This window comes from Lacticaseibacillus mingshuiensis (genome assembly GCF_016861785.1).
GTDB classification, from domain to species: domain Bacteria; phylum Bacillota; class Bacilli; order Lactobacillales; family Lactobacillaceae; genus Lacticaseibacillus; species Lacticaseibacillus mingshuiensis.
Map to the genome: position 1 here is coordinate 48,588 of NZ_BOLS01000003.1, position 16,813 is coordinate 65,400.

Annotated in this window: 18 protein-coding genes; 9 read left to right on the forward strand and 9 right to left on the reverse strand. The window is 56.6% G+C overall.

Going from position 1 to position 16,813, the window contains the following annotated elements; all coding sequences use genetic code 11:
* The first annotated feature begins 13 nt into the window (after positions 1 to 13).
* Positions 14 to 700 carry an ABC transporter ATP-binding protein gene (locus tag JUE67_RS02730; protein WP_203627179.1) on the forward strand — a complete coding sequence of 229 codons (687 nt, stop codon included), beginning with the start codon at positions 14 to 16 and terminating at the stop codon, positions 698 to 700.
* A gap of 82 nt (positions 701 to 782) precedes the next feature.
* Here JUE67_RS02730 and JUE67_RS02735 read toward each other — a convergent pair whose 3' ends face one another.
* The 3 genes from JUE67_RS02735 to JUE67_RS02745 form a co-directional block, all read right to left on the reverse strand.
* Positions 783 to 1,283, reverse strand: a complete 501-nt coding sequence (locus JUE67_RS02735) for a DUF4811 domain-containing protein (protein WP_203636961.1) — start codon at positions 1,281 to 1,283, stop codon at positions 783 to 785.
* Positions 1,280 to 2,692: an MDR family MFS transporter gene (locus JUE67_RS02740; RefSeq protein WP_373300917.1), complete on the reverse strand. Its 1,413-nt coding sequence runs from the start codon at positions 2,690 to 2,692 to the stop codon at positions 1,280 to 1,282. The genes JUE67_RS02735 and JUE67_RS02740 overlap by 4 nt, the downstream gene beginning before the upstream one ends.
* Positions 2,693 to 3,547: 855 nt before the next feature.
* Positions 3,548 to 4,921 (reverse strand): hemolysin family protein, encoded by a 1,374-nt coding sequence (locus tag JUE67_RS02745; RefSeq protein ID WP_203627185.1) that lies wholly within the window; start codon positions 4,919 to 4,921, stop codon positions 3,548 to 3,550.
* A gap of 151 nt (positions 4,922 to 5,072) precedes the next feature.
* On the opposite strand from JUE67_RS02745, the gene JUE67_RS02750 reads away from it, so the two are divergent.
* Together JUE67_RS02750 and JUE67_RS02755 are read left to right on the forward strand one after the other, a co-directional pair.
* On the forward strand, positions 5,073 to 5,828 hold the full coding sequence (locus JUE67_RS02750) for a TIGR02452 family protein (protein WP_203627187.1): 756 nt from the start codon (positions 5,073 to 5,075) through the stop codon (positions 5,826 to 5,828).
* Positions 5,829 to 6,464 carry a type 1 glutamine amidotransferase gene (locus JUE67_RS02755; protein ID WP_203627189.1) on the forward strand — a complete coding sequence of 212 codons (636 nt, stop codon included), beginning with the start codon at positions 5,829 to 5,831 and terminating at the stop codon, positions 6,462 to 6,464. It abuts the gene before it with no gap.
* A gap of 252 nt (positions 6,465 to 6,716) precedes the next feature.
* Here JUE67_RS02755 and JUE67_RS02760 read toward each other — a convergent pair whose 3' ends face one another.
* From JUE67_RS02760 to JUE67_RS02770, 3 genes are all read right to left on the reverse strand, one after another.
* Positions 6,717 to 7,289, reverse strand: a complete 573-nt coding sequence (locus JUE67_RS02760) for a class I SAM-dependent methyltransferase (protein WP_203627191.1) — start codon at positions 7,287 to 7,289, stop codon at positions 6,717 to 6,719.
* A 33-nt stretch (positions 7,290 to 7,322) separates the two neighbouring features.
* Complete coding sequence (locus tag JUE67_RS02765) at positions 7,323 to 7,688, reverse strand: hypothetical protein (protein WP_203627193.1); 366 nt, start codon at positions 7,686 to 7,688, stop codon at positions 7,323 to 7,325.
* Between the two features lie 142 nt (positions 7,689 to 7,830).
* Positions 7,831 to 8,223 (reverse strand): helix-turn-helix domain-containing protein, encoded by a 393-nt coding sequence (locus JUE67_RS02770; RefSeq protein WP_125697193.1) that lies wholly within the window; start codon positions 8,221 to 8,223, stop codon positions 7,831 to 7,833.
* 659 nt (positions 8,224 to 8,882) lie between these two features.
* Between JUE67_RS02770 and JUE67_RS02775 the strand changes: the two genes are divergently transcribed.
* From JUE67_RS02775 to JUE67_RS02785, 3 genes are all read left to right on the forward strand, one after another.
* Positions 8,883 to 9,338 (forward strand): universal stress protein, encoded by a 456-nt coding sequence (locus tag JUE67_RS02775; RefSeq protein ID WP_203627195.1) that lies wholly within the window; start codon positions 8,883 to 8,885, stop codon positions 9,336 to 9,338.
* Between the two features lie 115 nt (positions 9,339 to 9,453).
* Positions 9,454 to 10,005, forward strand: a complete 552-nt coding sequence (locus JUE67_RS02780; protein ID WP_203627197.1) for a DNA-3-methyladenine glycosylase I — start codon at positions 9,454 to 9,456, stop codon at positions 10,003 to 10,005.
* A gap of 4 nt (positions 10,006 to 10,009) precedes the next feature.
* Positions 10,010 to 10,921, forward strand: coding sequence for a DMT family transporter (locus JUE67_RS02785; protein ID WP_203627199.1), 912 nt, complete (start codon positions 10,010 to 10,012; stop codon positions 10,919 to 10,921).
* An 84-nt stretch (positions 10,922 to 11,005) separates the two neighbouring features.
* Here JUE67_RS02785 and JUE67_RS02790 read toward each other — a convergent pair whose 3' ends face one another.
* Positions 11,006 to 11,188 carry a hypothetical protein gene (locus JUE67_RS02790; RefSeq protein ID WP_125697197.1) on the reverse strand — a complete coding sequence of 61 codons (183 nt, stop codon included), beginning with the start codon at positions 11,186 to 11,188 and terminating at the stop codon, positions 11,006 to 11,008.
* A 244-nt stretch (positions 11,189 to 11,432) separates the two neighbouring features.
* Between JUE67_RS02790 and JUE67_RS02795 the strand changes: the two genes are divergently transcribed.
* Positions 11,433 to 11,924 carry a hypothetical protein gene (locus JUE67_RS02795; protein WP_203627201.1) on the forward strand — a complete coding sequence of 164 codons (492 nt, stop codon included), beginning with the start codon at positions 11,433 to 11,435 and terminating at the stop codon, positions 11,922 to 11,924.
* Positions 11,925 to 11,969: 45 nt separating this feature from the next.
* Here the strand turns inward: JUE67_RS02795 and JUE67_RS02800 are convergent, their stop codons facing one another.
* Positions 11,970 to 12,212: a hypothetical protein gene (locus JUE67_RS02800; protein ID WP_203627203.1), complete on the reverse strand. Its 243-nt coding sequence runs from the start codon at positions 12,210 to 12,212 to the stop codon at positions 11,970 to 11,972.
* A 124-nt stretch (positions 12,213 to 12,336) separates the two neighbouring features.
* Between JUE67_RS02800 and JUE67_RS02805 the strand changes: the two genes are divergently transcribed.
* Positions 12,337 to 13,503 (forward strand): GNAT family N-acetyltransferase, encoded by a 1,167-nt coding sequence (locus JUE67_RS02805; RefSeq protein ID WP_203627205.1) that lies wholly within the window; start codon positions 12,337 to 12,339, stop codon positions 13,501 to 13,503.
* A gap of 543 nt (positions 13,504 to 14,046) precedes the next feature.
* Here JUE67_RS02805 and add read toward each other — a convergent pair.
* Complete coding sequence (gene add, locus JUE67_RS02810) at positions 14,047 to 15,072, reverse strand: adenosine deaminase (RefSeq protein WP_203627328.1); 1,026 nt, start codon at positions 15,070 to 15,072, stop codon at positions 14,047 to 14,049.
* A gap of 101 nt (positions 15,073 to 15,173) precedes the next feature.
* Here add and JUE67_RS02815 point away from each other — a divergent pair, with 101 nt between their 5' ends.
* Positions 15,174 to 16,484 (forward strand): pyrimidine-nucleoside phosphorylase, encoded by a 1,311-nt coding sequence (locus JUE67_RS02815; RefSeq protein ID WP_203627207.1) that lies wholly within the window; start codon positions 15,174 to 15,176, stop codon positions 16,482 to 16,484.
* Positions 16,485 to 16,813: the final 329 nt, after the last annotated feature.

Consider the following 16,813-nt stretch of genomic DNA (forward strand, 5'->3'; position numbering starts at 1 on the left):
AAGGAGCCCCCTCATGTTAGAGACAAAAGATCTATCCTATTGGTACACAAACAAAGACGATTATCTGTTCAAGGATCTCGACTTGACGTTTGACGCTGGCATCAGCTATGCGATCGTCGGCGAAAGCGGGACGGGGAAGACCACGCTGATCTCGCTGCTCGCCGGCCTCGACAAACCCCGCGCAGGCAAGATCTTGTTCCGCGGCGAGGATATTCAAGCAAGCGGCCTCAGCAACTTCCGCCGCCACCATGTCAGCATTGTTTTCCAGGCGTACAATTTGTTCACCTACATGTCCGCACTGGAAAATCTGATGACGGCGCTGTCGATCACACATTCCAGCCACAACGGTGATCGCCAATACGCGATGCAGATGCTCAGCAAGCTCGGTTTGACCGAGGAGCAGATGAAGCAAAACGTTCAGCGTTTATCTGGCGGCCAGCAGCGACGTGTCGCGATTGCACGCGCTATGGTCTGCGATGCCCCGCTGGTTGTTGCGGATGAGCCGACCGGGAACCTCGATGAGGCCAATTCCGATGAGGTGATGGCACTGTTCAATCAGCTGGCCCATGATCAGGGCAAATGCGTGATCATCGTCACCCATGATGCGGCCGGCGCGGCCAAATGTGATGCGGTCTTGCGCTTGAAGCACCGCGAGCTGACTTGGCAAAAACAGCCACCGGTTCCCGCAATGGTGGATTAATCAGGATCTTCGAAGGATTCGAAAAACCCCGTCACGACTGCAAAAGGTCGTGGCGGGGTTTTCTTATGTTGCGCAGTCGTGCTTATTTTGCGTTGACGACTTGCCAATCGCTAGGTAAAACGAAAGTCACATCGGTAGAGGCAATCGAATTTTCCTGGCCGGACCAGCAAAACAGGAACGCGGACCAGGTGCCACTGTAGCGCCAGCGAGTGACTGAGCGGCGCACCTGCGCCTTTTGCCCATCGACAACGGCGGTGGTGGCGTGCAGGCCCGGTTTTGCGACCAGGACCTTGGTGCTCAGCGGATTGGTGCGATACAGATACGCATTTTCCTTGCCGGCTGTGCCGAGTGGTTGGGCCAGCAGCACTTTCTCCTGCTTGGCGCCAACCAGTGGGGCGGTGGTCAAGGTTGTTTTCTGGACCATGCCGAAATGATTGACGTCATTGGCGGCGATGCCCGCGGCGGACAAGATGATTAAGGCGCCGAACACGACCATCATGATGCGACGCAAGACCCCGCGCTGGGAAAGTACGGCGAAAAGGAAGAAGCACAGCGCCGAAACGGAAAGAATGGCTAAGATCATCGCGCGGCACCTCCTTTATCGGCTGACTCTTTTTTCAAAAAGAAACTGAGGGCAAAACCGAGCGTCGCCAAGATGACGGAAACGATGAAGGCCGCGCGGTAGCCGGCAACGGTCGCGTTTTGCGCGCCCAGCGCGTATCGCATCGGCTCGGCAAGCTTCAGCGCGGCGGTCGGCATCTGGCCCTTGGTGACCGTCGACAGGACGGAGACCAGGATGGCGGTGCCAATCGACGCGGCCACCTGGCGAACGGTGTTGTTGACGGCTGTGCCGTGGTTGATCAGGTTCGCGGGCAACGCGTTCATCCCGGCAGTCGTGACCGGCATCGTGACCATGGTGATGCCAAACATCCGGACCGTGTACAAAACAGTGACGAAAATGATCGGCGTCTCGGCAGTCAGTGTCATCAGTGGCACCGTCCCGACCAGCAGGAGGAACAACCCGGTGTTGGCCAGCCGGCGCGCGCCAATGCGGTCAAAAATATTGCCGGTGATCGGACTCATGATGCCCATCATGATGGCCCCGGGCAACAGGATCAGGCCGGAGTTGAACGCGCTTTGGCCGCGAATCGTTTGAATGTACATCGGCAGGACCATTTCGACGCCGACCATGGACATGAAGGCCACCGCGGTCAAAATGACGGAAAGGGTGAACAGCGGACTCTTGAAGACGTGCAGCTCCAGCAGTGGCGTTTCCATGTGTAGCTGGCGCCAAACGAAGAGGCCGACGAACAGCACGCCAATGAGCAGGGCCGCGATGACGATCGGGCTACCCCAACCTTCGTCGCCGACCGTTGAAAAGCCGTACAGCAGGGAGCCAAACCCGAGAGTCGATTCGATGACTGATAGTACATCGATCTTCGGATTCGTCGTGGGCAGCACTTTGCGCATGCTATAGCTGGCCAAGATCAAGACCAGCGCGGCGATCGGCAGAATGACTGAAAATAGCGAGCGCCAGGAATGATTGAGCAGGACCCAACCAGACAAGGTAGGGCCGATCGCAGGCGCCAGGCCGATAACGATGCCGGCCAGTCCCATCGCCGAGCCGCGTTTGTTCGGCGGGAAAATGGAATACATGACGGTTTGAAACGTGGGGGCGGACATGCCGACGCCCATCGCTTGAATCAAACGCCCGGCAAGCAGCGCTTGAAAACTCGGCGCGAACCGCGACAACAATGTGCCCAAAAAGAAAATGGACATGGCGGTCATGTAGAGATACTTAACATTGAATTTGCTCAGGAGCCAGGCGGACACCGGAATCATGATGCCCATCACCAGCATGAAGCCGGTGGTCAGCCACTGCACCGCAGAGGCGTTGATGTGAAAATCCTTCATCAGCGTCGGAAACGCGGTGGTCAAGATCGTTTGCGTCAGGAAGGTCGTGAACGTGCCGATCAAAAGCGTGGCGACCATCAGCCCACGATGATACGGCTTACCGTTAACATCAACGGGAGAATTCACGTGAATCAGATCCTTTCTATTGTGAAGGGTGCGGAGACCCGCGGGATGGTGGAACAGCTAGGTCAGCTCCTGTGCTTGATGGCGCACTTGGCCATCGAGTGCAGGAGATGCCTAGATGTTTCCGCCATGCGGGTCGAAGCCCAACTGTGAGGGTGCGGAGCGGGGCGCATAGGTCTGAGCAGCTAGGCTAGCCTGGCGCTTGGGGCGCTCTTAGCCCCGAGTGACTGGCGTACCTAGATGTCTCAGACCTGCCCCGCGGAGCCCAACTGTGAGGGTGCGGAGCGGGCCGTTCAGGGCTGGGCAGTTAGCTTGGCCCTGGCGCTTGATGGTGCACTATGCCATCGAATGCCGGGGACAGCTAAATGTCCCAGCCCTGGCCCGCGATGCCCAACTATGTGAGGGTGCGGAAGCTCGCGGGATGGCCGGTCGGCTAGTTTGGCTTGGGTGCTTGATGGCGTATTTGGCCATCGAGTGCCCGAGCCAACAAGACGACCCGGCCATGCGAACTGCAGCCCAACTATGTGAGGGTGCGGAAGCTCGCGGGATACTGGACCAATTAGACGAGCCTCAACTTCGAGCCCAACACCCCGCGAAGCGCACCCGAGTTCTATTTTCATTTCCGCACTCATTTTTAATGAAAATTGCAATTAATAATGATAGCACTTTTTTGCAAATCTGTATATTAAAACGACTCGGCGAAAAACGCGGTAGCCCGTGTCCCCATTGCGCCGAGCCGCACAGTAAAAAAATAAGTCAGCACGCATCTCGGCGTCCTGACTCAATTTTTACAATCTGATTTTCAGCTTGTTATTCGTCATCGTCCGTGGCGTCTTCGTCGTCATCGGGGATGATCTCCGGGCCGACCGTGACGTTGAACCAGTTCGCGAAACCGCGCGAGAAATCGGCGACGGTGAATGTGTAGCGGTCGACTTGAACGCTGTCGTGCAATTTGAGCTCCGGATGATCTTCCATCAAAAATCCAGCGACGGTGATGATCTCTGAATCCTGGAACTCGCGGAGCTTGGTGTGGAAGAACCGCTCGAAATCATACAGCGTGGTTTTGCCGCTGACCTTGTAGACATCGGGGTCGTCGGTTTTGATGATGTATTCATCGGAGACGTCATCGATCTCGTCTTTGACGGTCCCGAATAACTCTTCATAAATATCTTTGTCGGTGACAATACCCGAGGTGCCGCCATATTCATCAACGACGACCACGATCGGCGCCTGTTTTTGAATCATCTGCGTCAGGATTGTTGAGATCGGGGTGACTTCCGGCACGGTGATGATCGCACGCAGGAGCTTGGAGACATGCACGCTATCATCGACCTGGGCCTGTTTGACGAGGTCGTAGATGTAAACATAGCCAAGCACCTTGTCTTTATCGCCATTTGCGACGACCGGGAAGCGGCTGTAGCCTTCCTGCAGATATTTGCGCAGGACCTCTTTGACCGTCGCGGTAATATCGATGACGACCAAGCTGGTGCGGTCGACCATGATGTCATGCGCCTCTTTGTCATTGAGGTCAAAGGCGCGCTGCATGTACACCACATCGTTTTGATCCATTTCACCGGTGGTCACGGCCGCCTTGGAGAGATTGAGAATCTCCGCCTGGCTAAAGGCCTCGTTGCCTTCATCGGCGGGTTTCATCCCAAGCAGGCGCACCAACCCGTTCGCGGACACGTTGAGCAGCCAAACGAAGGGGTAGAAGACCAGGTGAAAATAGTGTAGCGGGGTGACGACCAGCATCAGGACCTTGATCGGAATGTCGATCGCGATGTTTTTCGGGACGATCTCCGTGATGACGACTTCCAGATAGGTCAACACGATGACCCCAAGCACGGCCCCCACCGCATGGAGCCCACCATTTGGCAACTGAAGATGCACCAGCTGCATCAGATCGATCAAGATAAATTCCATGAAATCCTCGCCGATCCAGCCGAGGATGATCCCACAGACCGAGGTGCCGACCTGTGTCGTTGATAAATATTCATTCAGCCGGTGGACCATGCGCAAGGCGCGTTGCAATTTCTTGCGGTTGCCTTGGCCCTGGTCCAGCATTTCCTCAAGTGCACTTGGCCGGCTTTGCACCAACGCAAACTCCGCCGCAACAAAAAAAGTGGCGAAGACGAACGTGATGACTAGTATTCCTAGATTAGAGGCAACTTGGCCACTATCCATTCATTCATTCCTCATTTCATGCATATGTGGCTCTATTTTAACATTTTTACTCGCGGTGTACACGGGGACCCGCGCGGCATCGCGTTTTGCCCAAGCTGGCGGGCGGTGGTGTAGAATAGAGGCAGCATGGACCGAAATGAAGGAGACGCAGATGGATCAAGTGACGATGTACCGCGAAACGATGCGCCGCTTCGCGGAAAAACCAGAGTGGCCGATCAGCGAATTGATCACTGAACCGCTGCCCGAAACGCCGGGCGGGCCGGTACACGAAACCCCATGGCGGCTGGTGAACGCCGATGTGCTTACGGTGATGGCGATGCTGCCGGGCCGCGTTGGCGTGATGAATTTTGCCAGTCCCACCAGACCGGGTGGCGGGGTGGAGCTGGGCGCACAGGCGCAGGAAGAGGCAATCGCCAAGGGGACCTACCTCGTGCCGGCGCTGGAACAATTTTCAACGACTTATTATGAAGTCAATCGCGCACATCCCAACCGCGGCCTATTTTCGCGATCACTGATCTATTCGGCGGGCGTGCGGCAAGTGTTTTCCGGAACAGGCGCGCCTGTGGCTGACCACCAAGTTGACATTGTGACGGTGGCGGTTCCGGATCGACGGCGCGGGCACTTGAGCGATGCCGAAGCCTTGGCGGACATTGAATTTAAGATCAGCCAGACCTTGCGCGCAATGAAAAATCACGGGGTGACCACCCCCATTTTGGGCGCGTTTGGCAGTGGGGTGTTCGGCAATCCGCCGCGGGAAGTCGGCCGCCTGTTTGCCCAGCAATTGGCCCGGCCGGAATTTGCCGGCGTGTTTGAGACGATCTGGTTTGCGGTTTATGACCGGCGTGGCACGGTTTTGCCCCTGTTTGTGGCGGGACTCGGCCGTGATCTGAAGGAGGAAACGATATAAATGGTAGAAGTTGTTGTTTTACAACATGCGGATAATTGTGGGCCAGGCTTTGTCGCGGATTGGGCGGCGGCGCATGACGTGACGCTCAAGGTGCTGAGGCCAGATCTTGGGGAAAATCTGATGCCGCTTCGGGCCAGCGAGTTGAACGGTCTGATCATCTTGGGCGGGCCGCAAAGTGTCAATGATGATCTGCCGTGGCTGTCGTCCGAGCGAATCTTGGTGCGGAGCCTGGATCAGCGCAACCGGCCGGTGTTTGGCATCTGCCTTGGTGCCCAGCAGATCGCGCGGGCGTTTGCGGCGGGGGTCGGCCCGCTGACGTATCCACAATATGGGCGCACCATGGTGACGAATACGCCGACTGGCGCGACGTTGCCAGTCTTTGAGGCGCATACGGAAGGAATCACCGCCTTTCCGGGGATGACGCAGACTTATTCGGATGAGCTTGGTGCGGTGCAGGGCTTCAAGTATCATCGGCATTTGGCGGCGGTCCAGTTTCATCCAGAGCTGGACGTGGCGGCGTTTCAGACCATCGCCAACGAAGAAGGCTTTGCGTCGGCCCCGGTCTTGACGGAAGCGGAAGTGGCCGCCAACAAGCAACTCCTCTTCAACGAACTGGACGCCTGCTTCGCATTTTAACAGGGTGCGAAGGGCCGCGGGATGGCGGAACAGCTAACTTGGGCCTGGCGCTTGGGGCTGCTTTTAGCCCCGAGTGACAGGCACAGTTAGATGTTTCCGTCATGCGGCCCGGAGCCCGACTAAGACAGGGTGCGAAGGCCGCGGGATGGCGGAACAGCCTAAGCCCGCGGTGCGCTTCCAAATTGGACATTCAAAAAAAGAGCCAGCGGAAATCTCCGTATCATGAGATTTTTGCTGGCTCTTTTGAACGACCTATTTTGCTTTTTTTGTCCGACTCGACAAGATGAATTGAACCGTCTCCTTGAGCTGCAGGCGCTGGTCGGAAACTTGGTACCATTGATCGATGGCCAGACGTGAGGTGAATAACTCGCGAATCTGGAGGCCACCGACTGGCTTGGGGTCAAGCGGGGTGGCCACCGCGGCGATCAGACGACCGCTTGGTTTGAGCAACCGACTGAGCTGGTGGCTGGCGGCGTGCAGGTCATCTTGGCGCAGGTCGAAGGTCCCGACAATCAGGTCATACGGTCCGCTGAGCAATTTCAGATATCCATCTGGCATGATGCGATAGCGCAGCCGATCAGAGCTGGCCGTTTCACGCGCCTCACTCATCGCCGCACCATCATTGGAAATGCCGAGGACCTCGATCGCCCCGTGGTTGATCGCATAGCGGCAAAACCAGCCATCGCCTGCATGAATCACAAGAACGCGCAGGCCGGCGAGCTTGGGCATTTTTTGCGCGAGCGCCTGCCACAGCGGCTGTTTATTGCCAGTCGTGGTGGGCAGTTTCTCGGGGCTAGGGGCCATATTGGGGTAATCCTTATCCATGCGGACACTTCTTTCTAGTCAGACAGCCGGCGATCAATCGACAAAGAGGAGCTGGAACTCGTGTTTGTTAGTGTCGATGTTGATCGAGATGTGGCGGTTCAGATCGGCCACCAGTTTGCGGGCAAAGGTCATTTTGCTTTCGAAATCTTTGAGGCCAGCGGTCAGCGGAATGCTGGCAAAATCGTAGTTCTCGCCGATGAATGCCGGGTCGGTGACGAACTTGAGATTATTTTCATCATGGCGGCTGCCGGGCTTGAGCACACTATCGATGTAGTGGTACAAGTCGTCGGGTGAAAAATTCAATAGCTTTTGCAGGTCAGTGGTAATGGTGAATGCAGGAGCGTCGTCAGCCAACACGTCGTTGACCTGGACCTGAGTCAATCCTTGATACAGTTTCATCGTGCGATCCCTTCTTTCTATTACCTATCAGTATACCGCATGCGGCCAAAATGTGGGCCGAGAATGCACGGCATGGCGCGGGGCCCGACTGTGAGGCGCGTCCCACGGGAATCAAAAAAGCCGCTCGAGGCGGCTTAAGCGTTCAGTCTTTATCGGCTGAGGCGATGATCAAACCGGCTGTAAAGGACGCGATCAAGTTTTTCTTGGAAGGCGTCAGCGGCTGATCGTTATAGGTCAACACGGTGGTATCGCTGAGCAGATCCTCGACGCGAATGACGGTGCTGCCTTCAAGAACGACCTTCTTTTCTTCGGCAGGTGCGTACTTGTCTGGAAAAGCAACGGCCAAGATCTCTAGCGGTTCCGTGTTGTAGTATTCTGCAAGTTTACGAATACTGCGTTCACTTGGCACCGTTTGATCGTTTTCCCACTTGGTAAAGCTTGCTGGAGAGGTGTGCGTTGCCTTTGCGACGGTGACGATCGACTCGCCGCGATTCTTGCGGATCCGGCGGAGGGTGCTTCCTACTGTTTCTGTCATGTGTCTCACCACGTTTCTATAAGTTAGAGGGGACGGACAGGCGCCCCGCATCATTGATTAATGTAACTGTATTTAATGTAAAATGCAACGAAAACGCTCGTTGTTATCACTTTTTTTATTTACGTATCTTGACACTTGTTATTAACGCGCGTGCAATCGTTTGCTTTGCCTCTCGGACGTAGCTGATACCGGGAACCGGTGGATGGAATTGCGGCGGAAACGGCAAGAATGGCAATTATTTTTTACGGCTGAAGGACAGGGGGGTGGGGAGTGACTTTGGGACTCATTGCGCCGCAAGCCCTGGCCCGATATAGTTGTTCCACCATCCCACGGGCCTTCGCACCCTGTCGAGTTGGGCTACACGGGGCAGGGGTGAGACAGGTAGTCGTCCCGGCCGCTCGATGGCCAAGGGCGCCATCAATCGTCCAGGCCGCCCTACCTGCTCACCCCTGAACGCCCCGCTTCGCACCGTAGTTGGGCTACGCGGGGCAGGGGGTGGCGCATCTAGGCCATCAGGCGCCCGAGGCAAAGAACGCCTCACGCGCCTGATGGACCTAGCTGTCCACCCCTGAACGCCCCGCTTCGCACCCTGTCTTTTTCTTGTTTTTCGCGGCTGGCTGGCGTAGGCTTATTGGTATAGAAGACAAGGAAGTGATCATATGGATCAGGAGTATACCACGATCTTGGTTCCCGTTGATGGCTCTGATGAGTCAGATCTGGCTTTCCATAAAGCGGTCAAGGTCGCAACGACGAACCACGCGCATCTCGATATTCTGAACGTCCTGGACACCAAGCAGTTTGTCGGTGGCTATGGCGGCATGATCTCCGGTGACGCGATCTACCAGCTGACGCAGGATGCTGAAAAGTACCTGGACGGGCTGGCGGAGCGGGCCAAAAAAGCCGGGTTGGACGATGTTGCGATCCATATTCGTTTCGGCAATCCGAAGACGGTCATCGCAACGGATTTTCCGCATGACCATCACACCGACTTGATCATGATCGGCGCCACTGGCTTAAATGCCGTGGAGCGCGTGCTGGTCGGATCTGTCACCGAGTATGTCAATCGCACAGCGCCTTGCGATGTGTTGATCGTCAAGACAAAGACAAACGACTAGGCAATTGTTGAGCCGTGGGGTGACCCGCGGTTCTTTTTTTCGCCAATTCGCGTCATTGATAGTAAGCTGAACGAAACGACACGCGACTCGTATTTTTCAATAAGGAGGAATCGGCATGGCACAATATTGGTATGACCGCGACCCTGTCTTGCGCGCGTATCACGATAATGAGTGGGGCAAGCCGCACCACGAGGATCAGGGATTGTTTGAATTAATGTCTTTAGAGATTCTGCAAGCTGGGTTAAACTGGCAGTTGGTGCTGAAAAAGCGGGCGGCGTTCAATGCGACTTTCCACCGCTTCGACCCAAGTGCAGTGGCCGTCATGACGGAGGCTGAGCTCGATGCGGCGATGCAAGATCAGGCGCTGATTCGCAATCGGCGAAAATTGAATGCAATTGTCCAAAATGCGCAGGCGACCTTGCGCATCCAGCAAGAATTTGGCAGCCTCGACACTTATCTGTGGGGCTTTGTGAATCACCAACCGCTTGTTCATGCACCGGCGACGCAAGCGGACGTGCCAAGTGCCAGCGATGAATCGCGGGCGTTGGCCAAAGATATGAAACAGCGCGGCTTTTCGTTCATCGGGCCCGTCACTGCCTACAGCTATATGCAGGGCGCGGGGCTGATCGATGACCATCTCCGGGGGGAGGCGCGCGGTAAGGAGTAGGGATATGAAGCATCAACGCGAGCTGGGCATTGGCCTTGCGACATTTGGCTCATTGCTGTGGGGTGTTTCCGGCCCAGCCAGTGAACATATTTTTGGGTATGGGGTGTCGGTCTCTTGGTTGATCAGCTCAAAAATGCTGATGGCGGGGGTCGTCACGATGATCTTGGCCCTTTTGATCGATAAACGGCATGTGCTGGATCCGTGGCGGACCAAAAAAGATGCGATTCAGATGATTATTTTCATCATCTTCGGCATGGTCACGATGCAGTACATCTATTTCAAGGCGGTCGAGGTGGCCAATGCTGCGACCGCGACGATTCTGCAGTACCTGGCGCCGGTCTTGATCATGGTGATCATGGCGATCCGGTCCCGGTCGTTGCCCCGGCGCATCGATGTGGTCGTCATCGCGATGGCGCTTTTTGGCACGGCGCTGGTGGTGACCAAGGGCCATTTTACGCAGCTGGCGATCTCGCCGCGTGCCTTTTTCTGGGGCATCATGGCCGCGTGGGCGGCGGTGGCTTATAACATGTTACCGGAAGGCCTGCTGGCGCGGCATTCCCCGCTGACGGTGACGGCCTGGGCACAATTGTTGGGCGGCATCGGCATGACGATCTATCATCCATTTTGGGTCGGCATCCCGCATATGCCAGCGGATGGCTGGTGGAGCTACGCGTTCATCGTGGTATTCGGGACGATCGTGGCGTATCTGGTCTATTTAGCCAGCCTGCAATATATTTCCGCCGAGGCGGCCAGCTTGCTCGATGCGTTTGAGCCGCTTGGGGCAACGGTGGTGGCGGTGACGCTGCTTCATTTGCACATGGGCCCGGCGGAGTTGGCAGGCGGGGCGATCATCATCGCGACGGTTGCGCTGATGGTGATCACCACGCCAAAAGCGCCGCAACTGAAAGAAAACTGAGGACACAAAAGACGTCGCAAACCGGCTACGGAAAGCCAAGTTCGCGACGCCTTTTTCATCGCGCGGTGCGTTTCTTCTATTATATTAGCGTTTCTGGCAATGCGCGTGAACAGTCATCAGATTTGGCAGCCGGACCTGGTGCTGGTCGGCTCGCAGGGCTAGGATATAGCCGTTTTTGACGCGCAACTTGTACGTGATGTGCGATTGGAGCCGCAGCGGGTTGCCTTCTGCATCGACGACTGGCAAAACAGTTTGACGTGCTGGCATGATGCTCGCCTCCTCACGTCTATTATAGCGATTTTTGGTGAGGGTGCGTAGCGGGGCGTTCGGTCTGAGCAGGTAGTTCGGCCGAGACGATTGATGGCGCACTTGGCCATCGAGCGGCTGGGTCGACTTAGCTGCCCACCCTAAAACACCCAGCTCGACACCCTTTGCGGCGCTTATCATAGGCGTGCCGCGCAATAAATGATACAATGAAAATGATTTTGACGCTCAAGGGAGGACGAACCCCATGGATCAATTCGGTATCAGTGACTTAGCAGACTGGCTTGAAGCACACAGCACCGCACTTTTGGAAAAGAAAGAGGCGATGCCGGTCGACCGCGTTTTTGCCGCCGTCGATCAGCTCAGTGTTTTGCAGCAGCCAGCGGCACACTATCTCAGTGTGCGGCAAGGTCAGTATTTTCAAAATGAATCCGATCATAAATTAAACTTGCTGGCGGATGACCAGCCGCTTTCTGCCTTGGAAGACCGCATCATGGTCAACCATGTGGATGGCTCGATCACGGAAGACACGCTGAACTTCACGTATAACCACGAGCCTGTTTTCGACGGGACGTATTCCCCGAAAAAAGACCTCAACATCGTGAAGTTTGGCCTGGAAGTCGTCGGCGCGGCCGCAAGCACGGGCGATGACGACACGCTGGCCGATGTGCTGTCACATGACGCCTTGGTGACGTTCATCGTGGCGGCGCAGGCATTTGCGGATTGGCAAAAAGCCTGAGTTGCTCAGCGCATTTCGGCTACTAGACCCCGCGTGAGTCAGGGCTCAGCCGAGCTGCGGCGCGGCCAGCCAATCTGTATCGAGCAATTGATGCAGGCGTTTGGAGACCGGTACCCACAATTGGGCTTTCAAGATGGCGCTGATGGCCTGCCAAAACGCAGGGTCGTCGCGCTGTTTTTTGTTCGTCTCGATGAGAATCGCCTGGCCGTTTTCCATGTGGCCGGTGATGTTGGGGTAGCTGATCTGATCGAGCTTGGCGGTGTAAACATCTTGTTGGTCGCGTAACATAAGCATCATTCCTTTCGACTGTCTCTATCATCGCAGTTGAATGTGGTCGGCGGCCGATGAGTTTGTGATGATTTTGTGAATAGCGCTTACATTTTTATTAAGACAAAGGAGTCGATGAGCCGATATGGCAGATGTGTATCAGATGCAGGAACAGGACCTGCCCGCTTTTTACGCGTTGGCGCGGTATGCCTTCAACAAGCCGCAAAGTCCAGCGCGTGATGCGACCTTCAAGAGCTTATTTACCCATAGCAGCGGCTGGGCGACAGGGGAGCCGCTGAGCTCCGGCCTGCTGGGGACGCATTTTACCGTTGACCTGGCCGGGACTGCCTTCAAGATGAGTGGCGTGGGCTACGTCGCCAGTTATCCGGAAGCCAGCGGCCATGGCGGCATCGGTGCGATCATGCGCCAGGCGTTTGCCGACATGCGGGAAAACGGCGAGACACTGTCCTACCTGGCGCCATTTTCCGCAACATTCTATCGGCGCTTCGGGTATGAAAATGCCTTCGAGCACGCCATTCATTCGATCGCGGCCCGCGACCTGCCCAAGGTACCGGTGCGCGAAAGCAAGACGACCGTGACGCGGCTGTCTTATGGTGCGGCGATTCCGGCCATGGCCGAGGTCTACAGCCGCAACCGCAATGCAACGCGCGGGGGCTTGCGGCGTGAAGACTGGTGGTGGCTGAATGTGGCCAGCCATTATCCGGCGCGGCAGGTGGCCGTGGCGGCGTTGGGCGATCATCCGGTCGGCTATGTCGTGTTTGAGAAAATGGGGACGACTTTCCGCGTTCATGAACTGTTTTATGATGACCTGGACGCGTTGTTGGCATTGGGCCGCTTCGTGACCGCACATCGCAGCGCATTTTCCCAGTTCGAGTATGAGGCAGGGGATGCGGCTGGGTTGCACGACCTGTTGCCGGAGCCTGGCGTGTTGACGACGCAACTGGTGCCGTTCATGATGGCGCGCATCGTCGACGTGGCGGATTTCCTGCAGCGCTACCCATATCAAGTGTCCGACCTCGCACCTGTCGTGATCGGCATCAAGGATGATTACGTGCCGGAAAATAATGCCAGTTGGGAGTTGGCGATCGATGATGGCCGCGTCCATTTGGCGAAAACTGATCAACAGCCGGCTGTGGTGATGACGGAACAACAGCTCGTCAAAGCCAGTTTCGGCGTCCGCCCGCTGCGCGAGGCGTATCAGCTCGGCTTGGTGGATGGCGATGCATTTGCCGCAGCCAATCTGTCTGACGTGTTCATGAAGACGCAGGGGCAACTGTACGATTACTTTTAATAGAAGAAAAACGTCAAGACAAAAAATCGGGATCTGAGCGGCAGGGGTAGTTGGCCCTGCACGTACAGATCCCGATTTTTTGGTTTTAAGCGTTCGCGTTCGCGGTAAAGCAAACAGGCCGCCGAGGTCCAAATTTTTCGCCAGCCTGTTTGGTGCCGGTGAGCCGCGGTCCTCCCTTTCCCCTTGGGTACAGGAAAGAAAACTGTCTCATCCTATTCAGTTGCCCTAAGCGCGGTATGTACCCCGGCCGCTGGCTTTAAACTCCGGACTTCCCGTCACGCGTGCATTGATGGTAGGAGGCAGCCCATGCTCCCTAATGTCTGATCTGAACACTATCAATGGTTGCGAGCCGCAAAGAAGCCGGCCGTTCGTCGCTTTTGCCTGGCAGATCAATGACATGCCTGCCGCCAGGTGCGAGCTTCTAAACTTTTAGTAAGTGAAGTATAGATCCGGGTCACAATTTTTGTCAAGTATGCGCTTACATCTTTTTTGAACTTTTTTCGTGGCCGCGCGAACGGCACTATTTTTCAAAGAATCACTGTCTCAGTCCGCAAGCAGTGACCGATAATCCTCAGTCAGGCGGGCCTGCAGTTGCGCTTTTTCCGCGTCAGCCAAAAATGCGACATCGGCGGCTTGATGATTGATGCGGGCGAAATCCGCGGCGGTCAGGCCGAAGTGTTCCTGGAACAACTCATACTCGCGCGTCAACGTGGTATTGGAAACGGTGCGATTGTCGGTGTTGATGGATAGCGACACGCCAGCGCGTGCGAGCACCGGATATGGAAATTCGGCATAGGTGGCGGCGGCCTTGGTCTGCAGATTAGAGGTCAGGCAGAGCTCGACGGCGACATGTTCGCTGGCAAGTTGCTGGACCATCGCGGGCTGATCGAACAGCGCGGTGCCATGGCCAATGCGGGTGGCGCCTGCCGAGAGCGCTTGGTAGACATTTGCCGCGCAGTGACATTCGCCGGCGTGGAAGGTCAGCGGCAGGCCGGCTTTTTTTGCGGCCTCACTGGCGATGGTCAACACATCAGGCGGAAAATCCGCTTCGTTTCCGGCAAAATCCGCCCCTGCCACACCTTGACCGCGAAATGGGCCGGCTGCCTGAAAAATCGTGGCGGAAAGTTCTGGGCGACTTTGGCGCATCCCGCAGATCAGGGCCTGGGCTTGAATATCAAACGCTGCCATGCCATCTTGAAGGCCGGCGATCACCGCCAAAATCGTGTCGGTGGCAGTCAGGCCTTTGTCCATTGAAAGCTCCGGTGCGAAGCGGACTTCGATGTAGCGCACGTTTTCTGCGGCCGCTTGGGCCAAAACATCATACGCGGCCAGGCGCAGTGCCTCTTTTGTCTGCAATAATGGGCGTACAAAATCAAACGGCCGCAGATAATCCATCAGGGTCTTTGCATCGGCGCGCGCCTGCACCAGCTGGCGAAGCGCCTCGTCCGATGCGGGGACGGCGATGGCGGCCATCTTTGCCAATCGCCGCACCATCGGCAGTGACAGCGACCCATCCAAATGACAGTGCAACTCGATTTTTCCCAGTTGGCGCAAGGCCTTTTCACTCAACATAATGTCGCCTCCTGCTAGTAGTGTAGCATATTCTGATTTGCGCCAACCGCGCGGGTCAATGCGGTACAATACAGATAAGAAAGAAAGGCGGCGATTTCATGCGGATGGTCGATCTGATCACCAAGAAACGCGATGGCAAAACACTTACCAAAGAAGAGATCACCTGGCTCATTGGCCAGTATGTGGCGGGCGAAGTTCCGGATTATCAAATGAGCGCCTTTTTAATGGCCACTTATTTTCAGGGGATGACGGACGAGGAGCAGTCCCAGCTCGCGTTTGCGATGCTTGATTCCGGCGACCGCTTGGATCTGTCCAGTATTCCAGGCATCAAGGTCGATAAACATAGCACGGGCGGTGTTGGCGACAAGATCAGCATTCCCCTCACCCCACTTGTGGCGGCGCTGGGCGTATCGGTGCCGATGATCTCGGGCCGCGGCCTGGGCCACACGGGCGGGACGCTGGATAAACTGGAAAGCATTCCGGGCTTTAAGGTCGATCTGACGGAGACTCAATTCATCGACCAGGTCCAAGACGTGGGCGCGGCGATCGTGTCGGCCAGCGGGGATCTTGCCCCGGCGGACCGGCGCATTTACGCGCTGCGCGATGTGACCGGAACGGTGGAGTCGATTCCACTGATCGCCAGCTCGATCATGAGCAAAAAAATCGCCAGTGGCACCAACGCCTTAGTCTTTGATGTCAAAGTCGGGGAAGGGGCCTTCATGAAGACCCGCGCCCAGGCCGAAAAATTGGCCAAGGCCCTGGTGGCGATCGCCAAGGCAGCCGGGGTGGCCAGCGTCGCGCTTTTGACCGCGATGGATCAGCCGCTGGGTGTGACGATCGGCAACAGTTTGGAAATCGCCGAATCCGTGGCAATTTTGCGTAACCAAGGCCCGGCCGATGTGCGGCAGCTGACGATCGCGCTAGCCGCCCAGATGCTGGTTTTGGCAGGCAAAACAGACAGTCTGGAAGTGGCGACCAACCTCGCCGAAGACGCGTTGCGTGATGGACGCGCATTGCGCAAGTTCAAACAGCTGATCACCGCACAAGGCGGCGATGCCTCGATCGTGGATCAGCCGCAAACACTGCCGCAAGCGAAATTGAAGGTACCCGTCAAGGCAACGACCAGCGGGTATCTCACTAGCATCGACGCCGAGGCATTGGGTACGGCGGTGATGCAACTGGGCGGCGGTCGCGCCAAGCAGGATGATGTGCTGGATCTCGCCGTGGGGCTGGTGCTGCACAAAAAAGTCGGCACACCCGTCCATGAAGGCGACACGCTGGCAATGGTCCATGCTGACAGCGAACCACAGGAAGCGCTGCTTGAGGCGGTGCGTCAGGCCTTTGTGATTGGCGAAGCGGCACCGGAAAAGACGCCACTGATTCTGCAGGTCGTGCGGCCGGAAGCGTAAGGGAAAGGGACAGAGCGAGACATACTCCCTAAACGCTCGGCTCCGCACCCTTCCGCAGTTGGGCTCCGCCGAGCAGGGGTGGGACATGTAGTCGGCCTGGTCACTCGGTGGCAAGGTGCGCCACCAAGCGCCCAGGCCGAACTACCTGCCCATCCCTAAACGCTCGGCTCCGCACCCTTTCGCAGTTGGGCTCCGGCCCGCATAGTCGAGGTAGCTAGTTGTCTCGTGCACTCGGTGGCTAAGTGCGCCACCAAGCACCCGAGCCAAACTAGCTACTCGACTATCCCGCGGGCCTCCGCACCCTTCAGTTGGGCTCCGCGGGGCAGGGA

What these genes read in the sequence shown, in the direction of transcription:
- JUE67_RS02765 (WP_203627193.1), bottom strand. Translation starts at nt 7,688, where the DNA reads ATGAAACTGTATCAAGGATTGACTCAGGTCCAGGTCAACGACGTGTTG.
- JUE67_RS02775 (WP_203627195.1), top strand. Translation starts at nt 8,883, where the DNA reads ATGGATCAGGAGTATACCACGATCTTGGTTCCCGTTGATGGCTCTGAT.
- JUE67_RS02795 (WP_203627201.1), top strand. Translation starts at nt 11,433, where the DNA reads ATGGATCAATTCGGTATCAGTGACTTAGCAGACTGGCTTGAAGCACAC.
- JUE67_RS02755 (WP_203627189.1), top strand. Translation starts at nt 5,829, where the DNA reads ATGGTAGAAGTTGTTGTTTTACAACATGCGGATAATTGTGGGCCAGGC.
- JUE67_RS02730 (WP_203627179.1), top strand. Translation starts at nt 14, where the DNA reads ATGTTAGAGACAAAAGATCTATCCTATTGGTACACAAACAAAGACGAT.
- JUE67_RS02790 (WP_125697197.1), bottom strand. Translation starts at nt 11,188, where the DNA reads ATGCCAGCACGTCAAACTGTTTTGCCAGTCGTCGATGCAGAAGGCAAC.
- JUE67_RS02770 (WP_125697193.1), bottom strand. Translation starts at nt 8,223, where the DNA reads ATGACAGAAACAGTAGGAAGCACCCTCCGCCGGATCCGCAAGAATCGC.
- JUE67_RS02740 (WP_373300917.1), bottom strand. Translation starts at nt 2,692, where the DNA reads ATGGTCGCCACGCTTTTGATCGGCACGTTCACGACCTTCCTGACGCAA.
- JUE67_RS02785 (WP_203627199.1), top strand. Translation starts at nt 10,010, where the DNA reads ATGAAGCATCAACGCGAGCTGGGCATTGGCCTTGCGACATTTGGCTCA.
- JUE67_RS02805 (WP_203627205.1), top strand. Translation starts at nt 12,337, where the DNA reads ATGGCAGATGTGTATCAGATGCAGGAACAGGACCTGCCCGCTTTTTAC.
- JUE67_RS02745 (WP_203627185.1), bottom strand. Translation starts at nt 4,921, where the DNA reads ATGGATAGTGGCCAAGTTGCCTCTAATCTAGGAATACTAGTCATCACG.
- JUE67_RS02760 (WP_203627191.1), bottom strand. Translation starts at nt 7,289, where the DNA reads ATGGATAAGGATTACCCCAATATGGCCCCTAGCCCCGAGAAACTGCCC.
- JUE67_RS02815 (WP_203627207.1), top strand. Translation starts at nt 15,174, where the DNA reads ATGCGGATGGTCGATCTGATCACCAAGAAACGCGATGGCAAAACACTT.
- JUE67_RS02750 (WP_203627187.1), top strand. Translation starts at nt 5,073, where the DNA reads ATGGATCAAGTGACGATGTACCGCGAAACGATGCGCCGCTTCGCGGAA.
- JUE67_RS02735 (WP_203636961.1), bottom strand. Translation starts at nt 1,283, where the DNA reads ATGATCTTAGCCATTCTTTCCGTTTCGGCGCTGTGCTTCTTCCTTTTC.
- JUE67_RS02780 (WP_203627197.1), top strand. Translation starts at nt 9,454, where the DNA reads ATGGCACAATATTGGTATGACCGCGACCCTGTCTTGCGCGCGTATCAC.
- JUE67_RS02800 (WP_203627203.1), bottom strand. Translation starts at nt 12,212, where the DNA reads ATGTTACGCGACCAACAAGATGTTTACACCGCCAAGCTCGATCAGATC.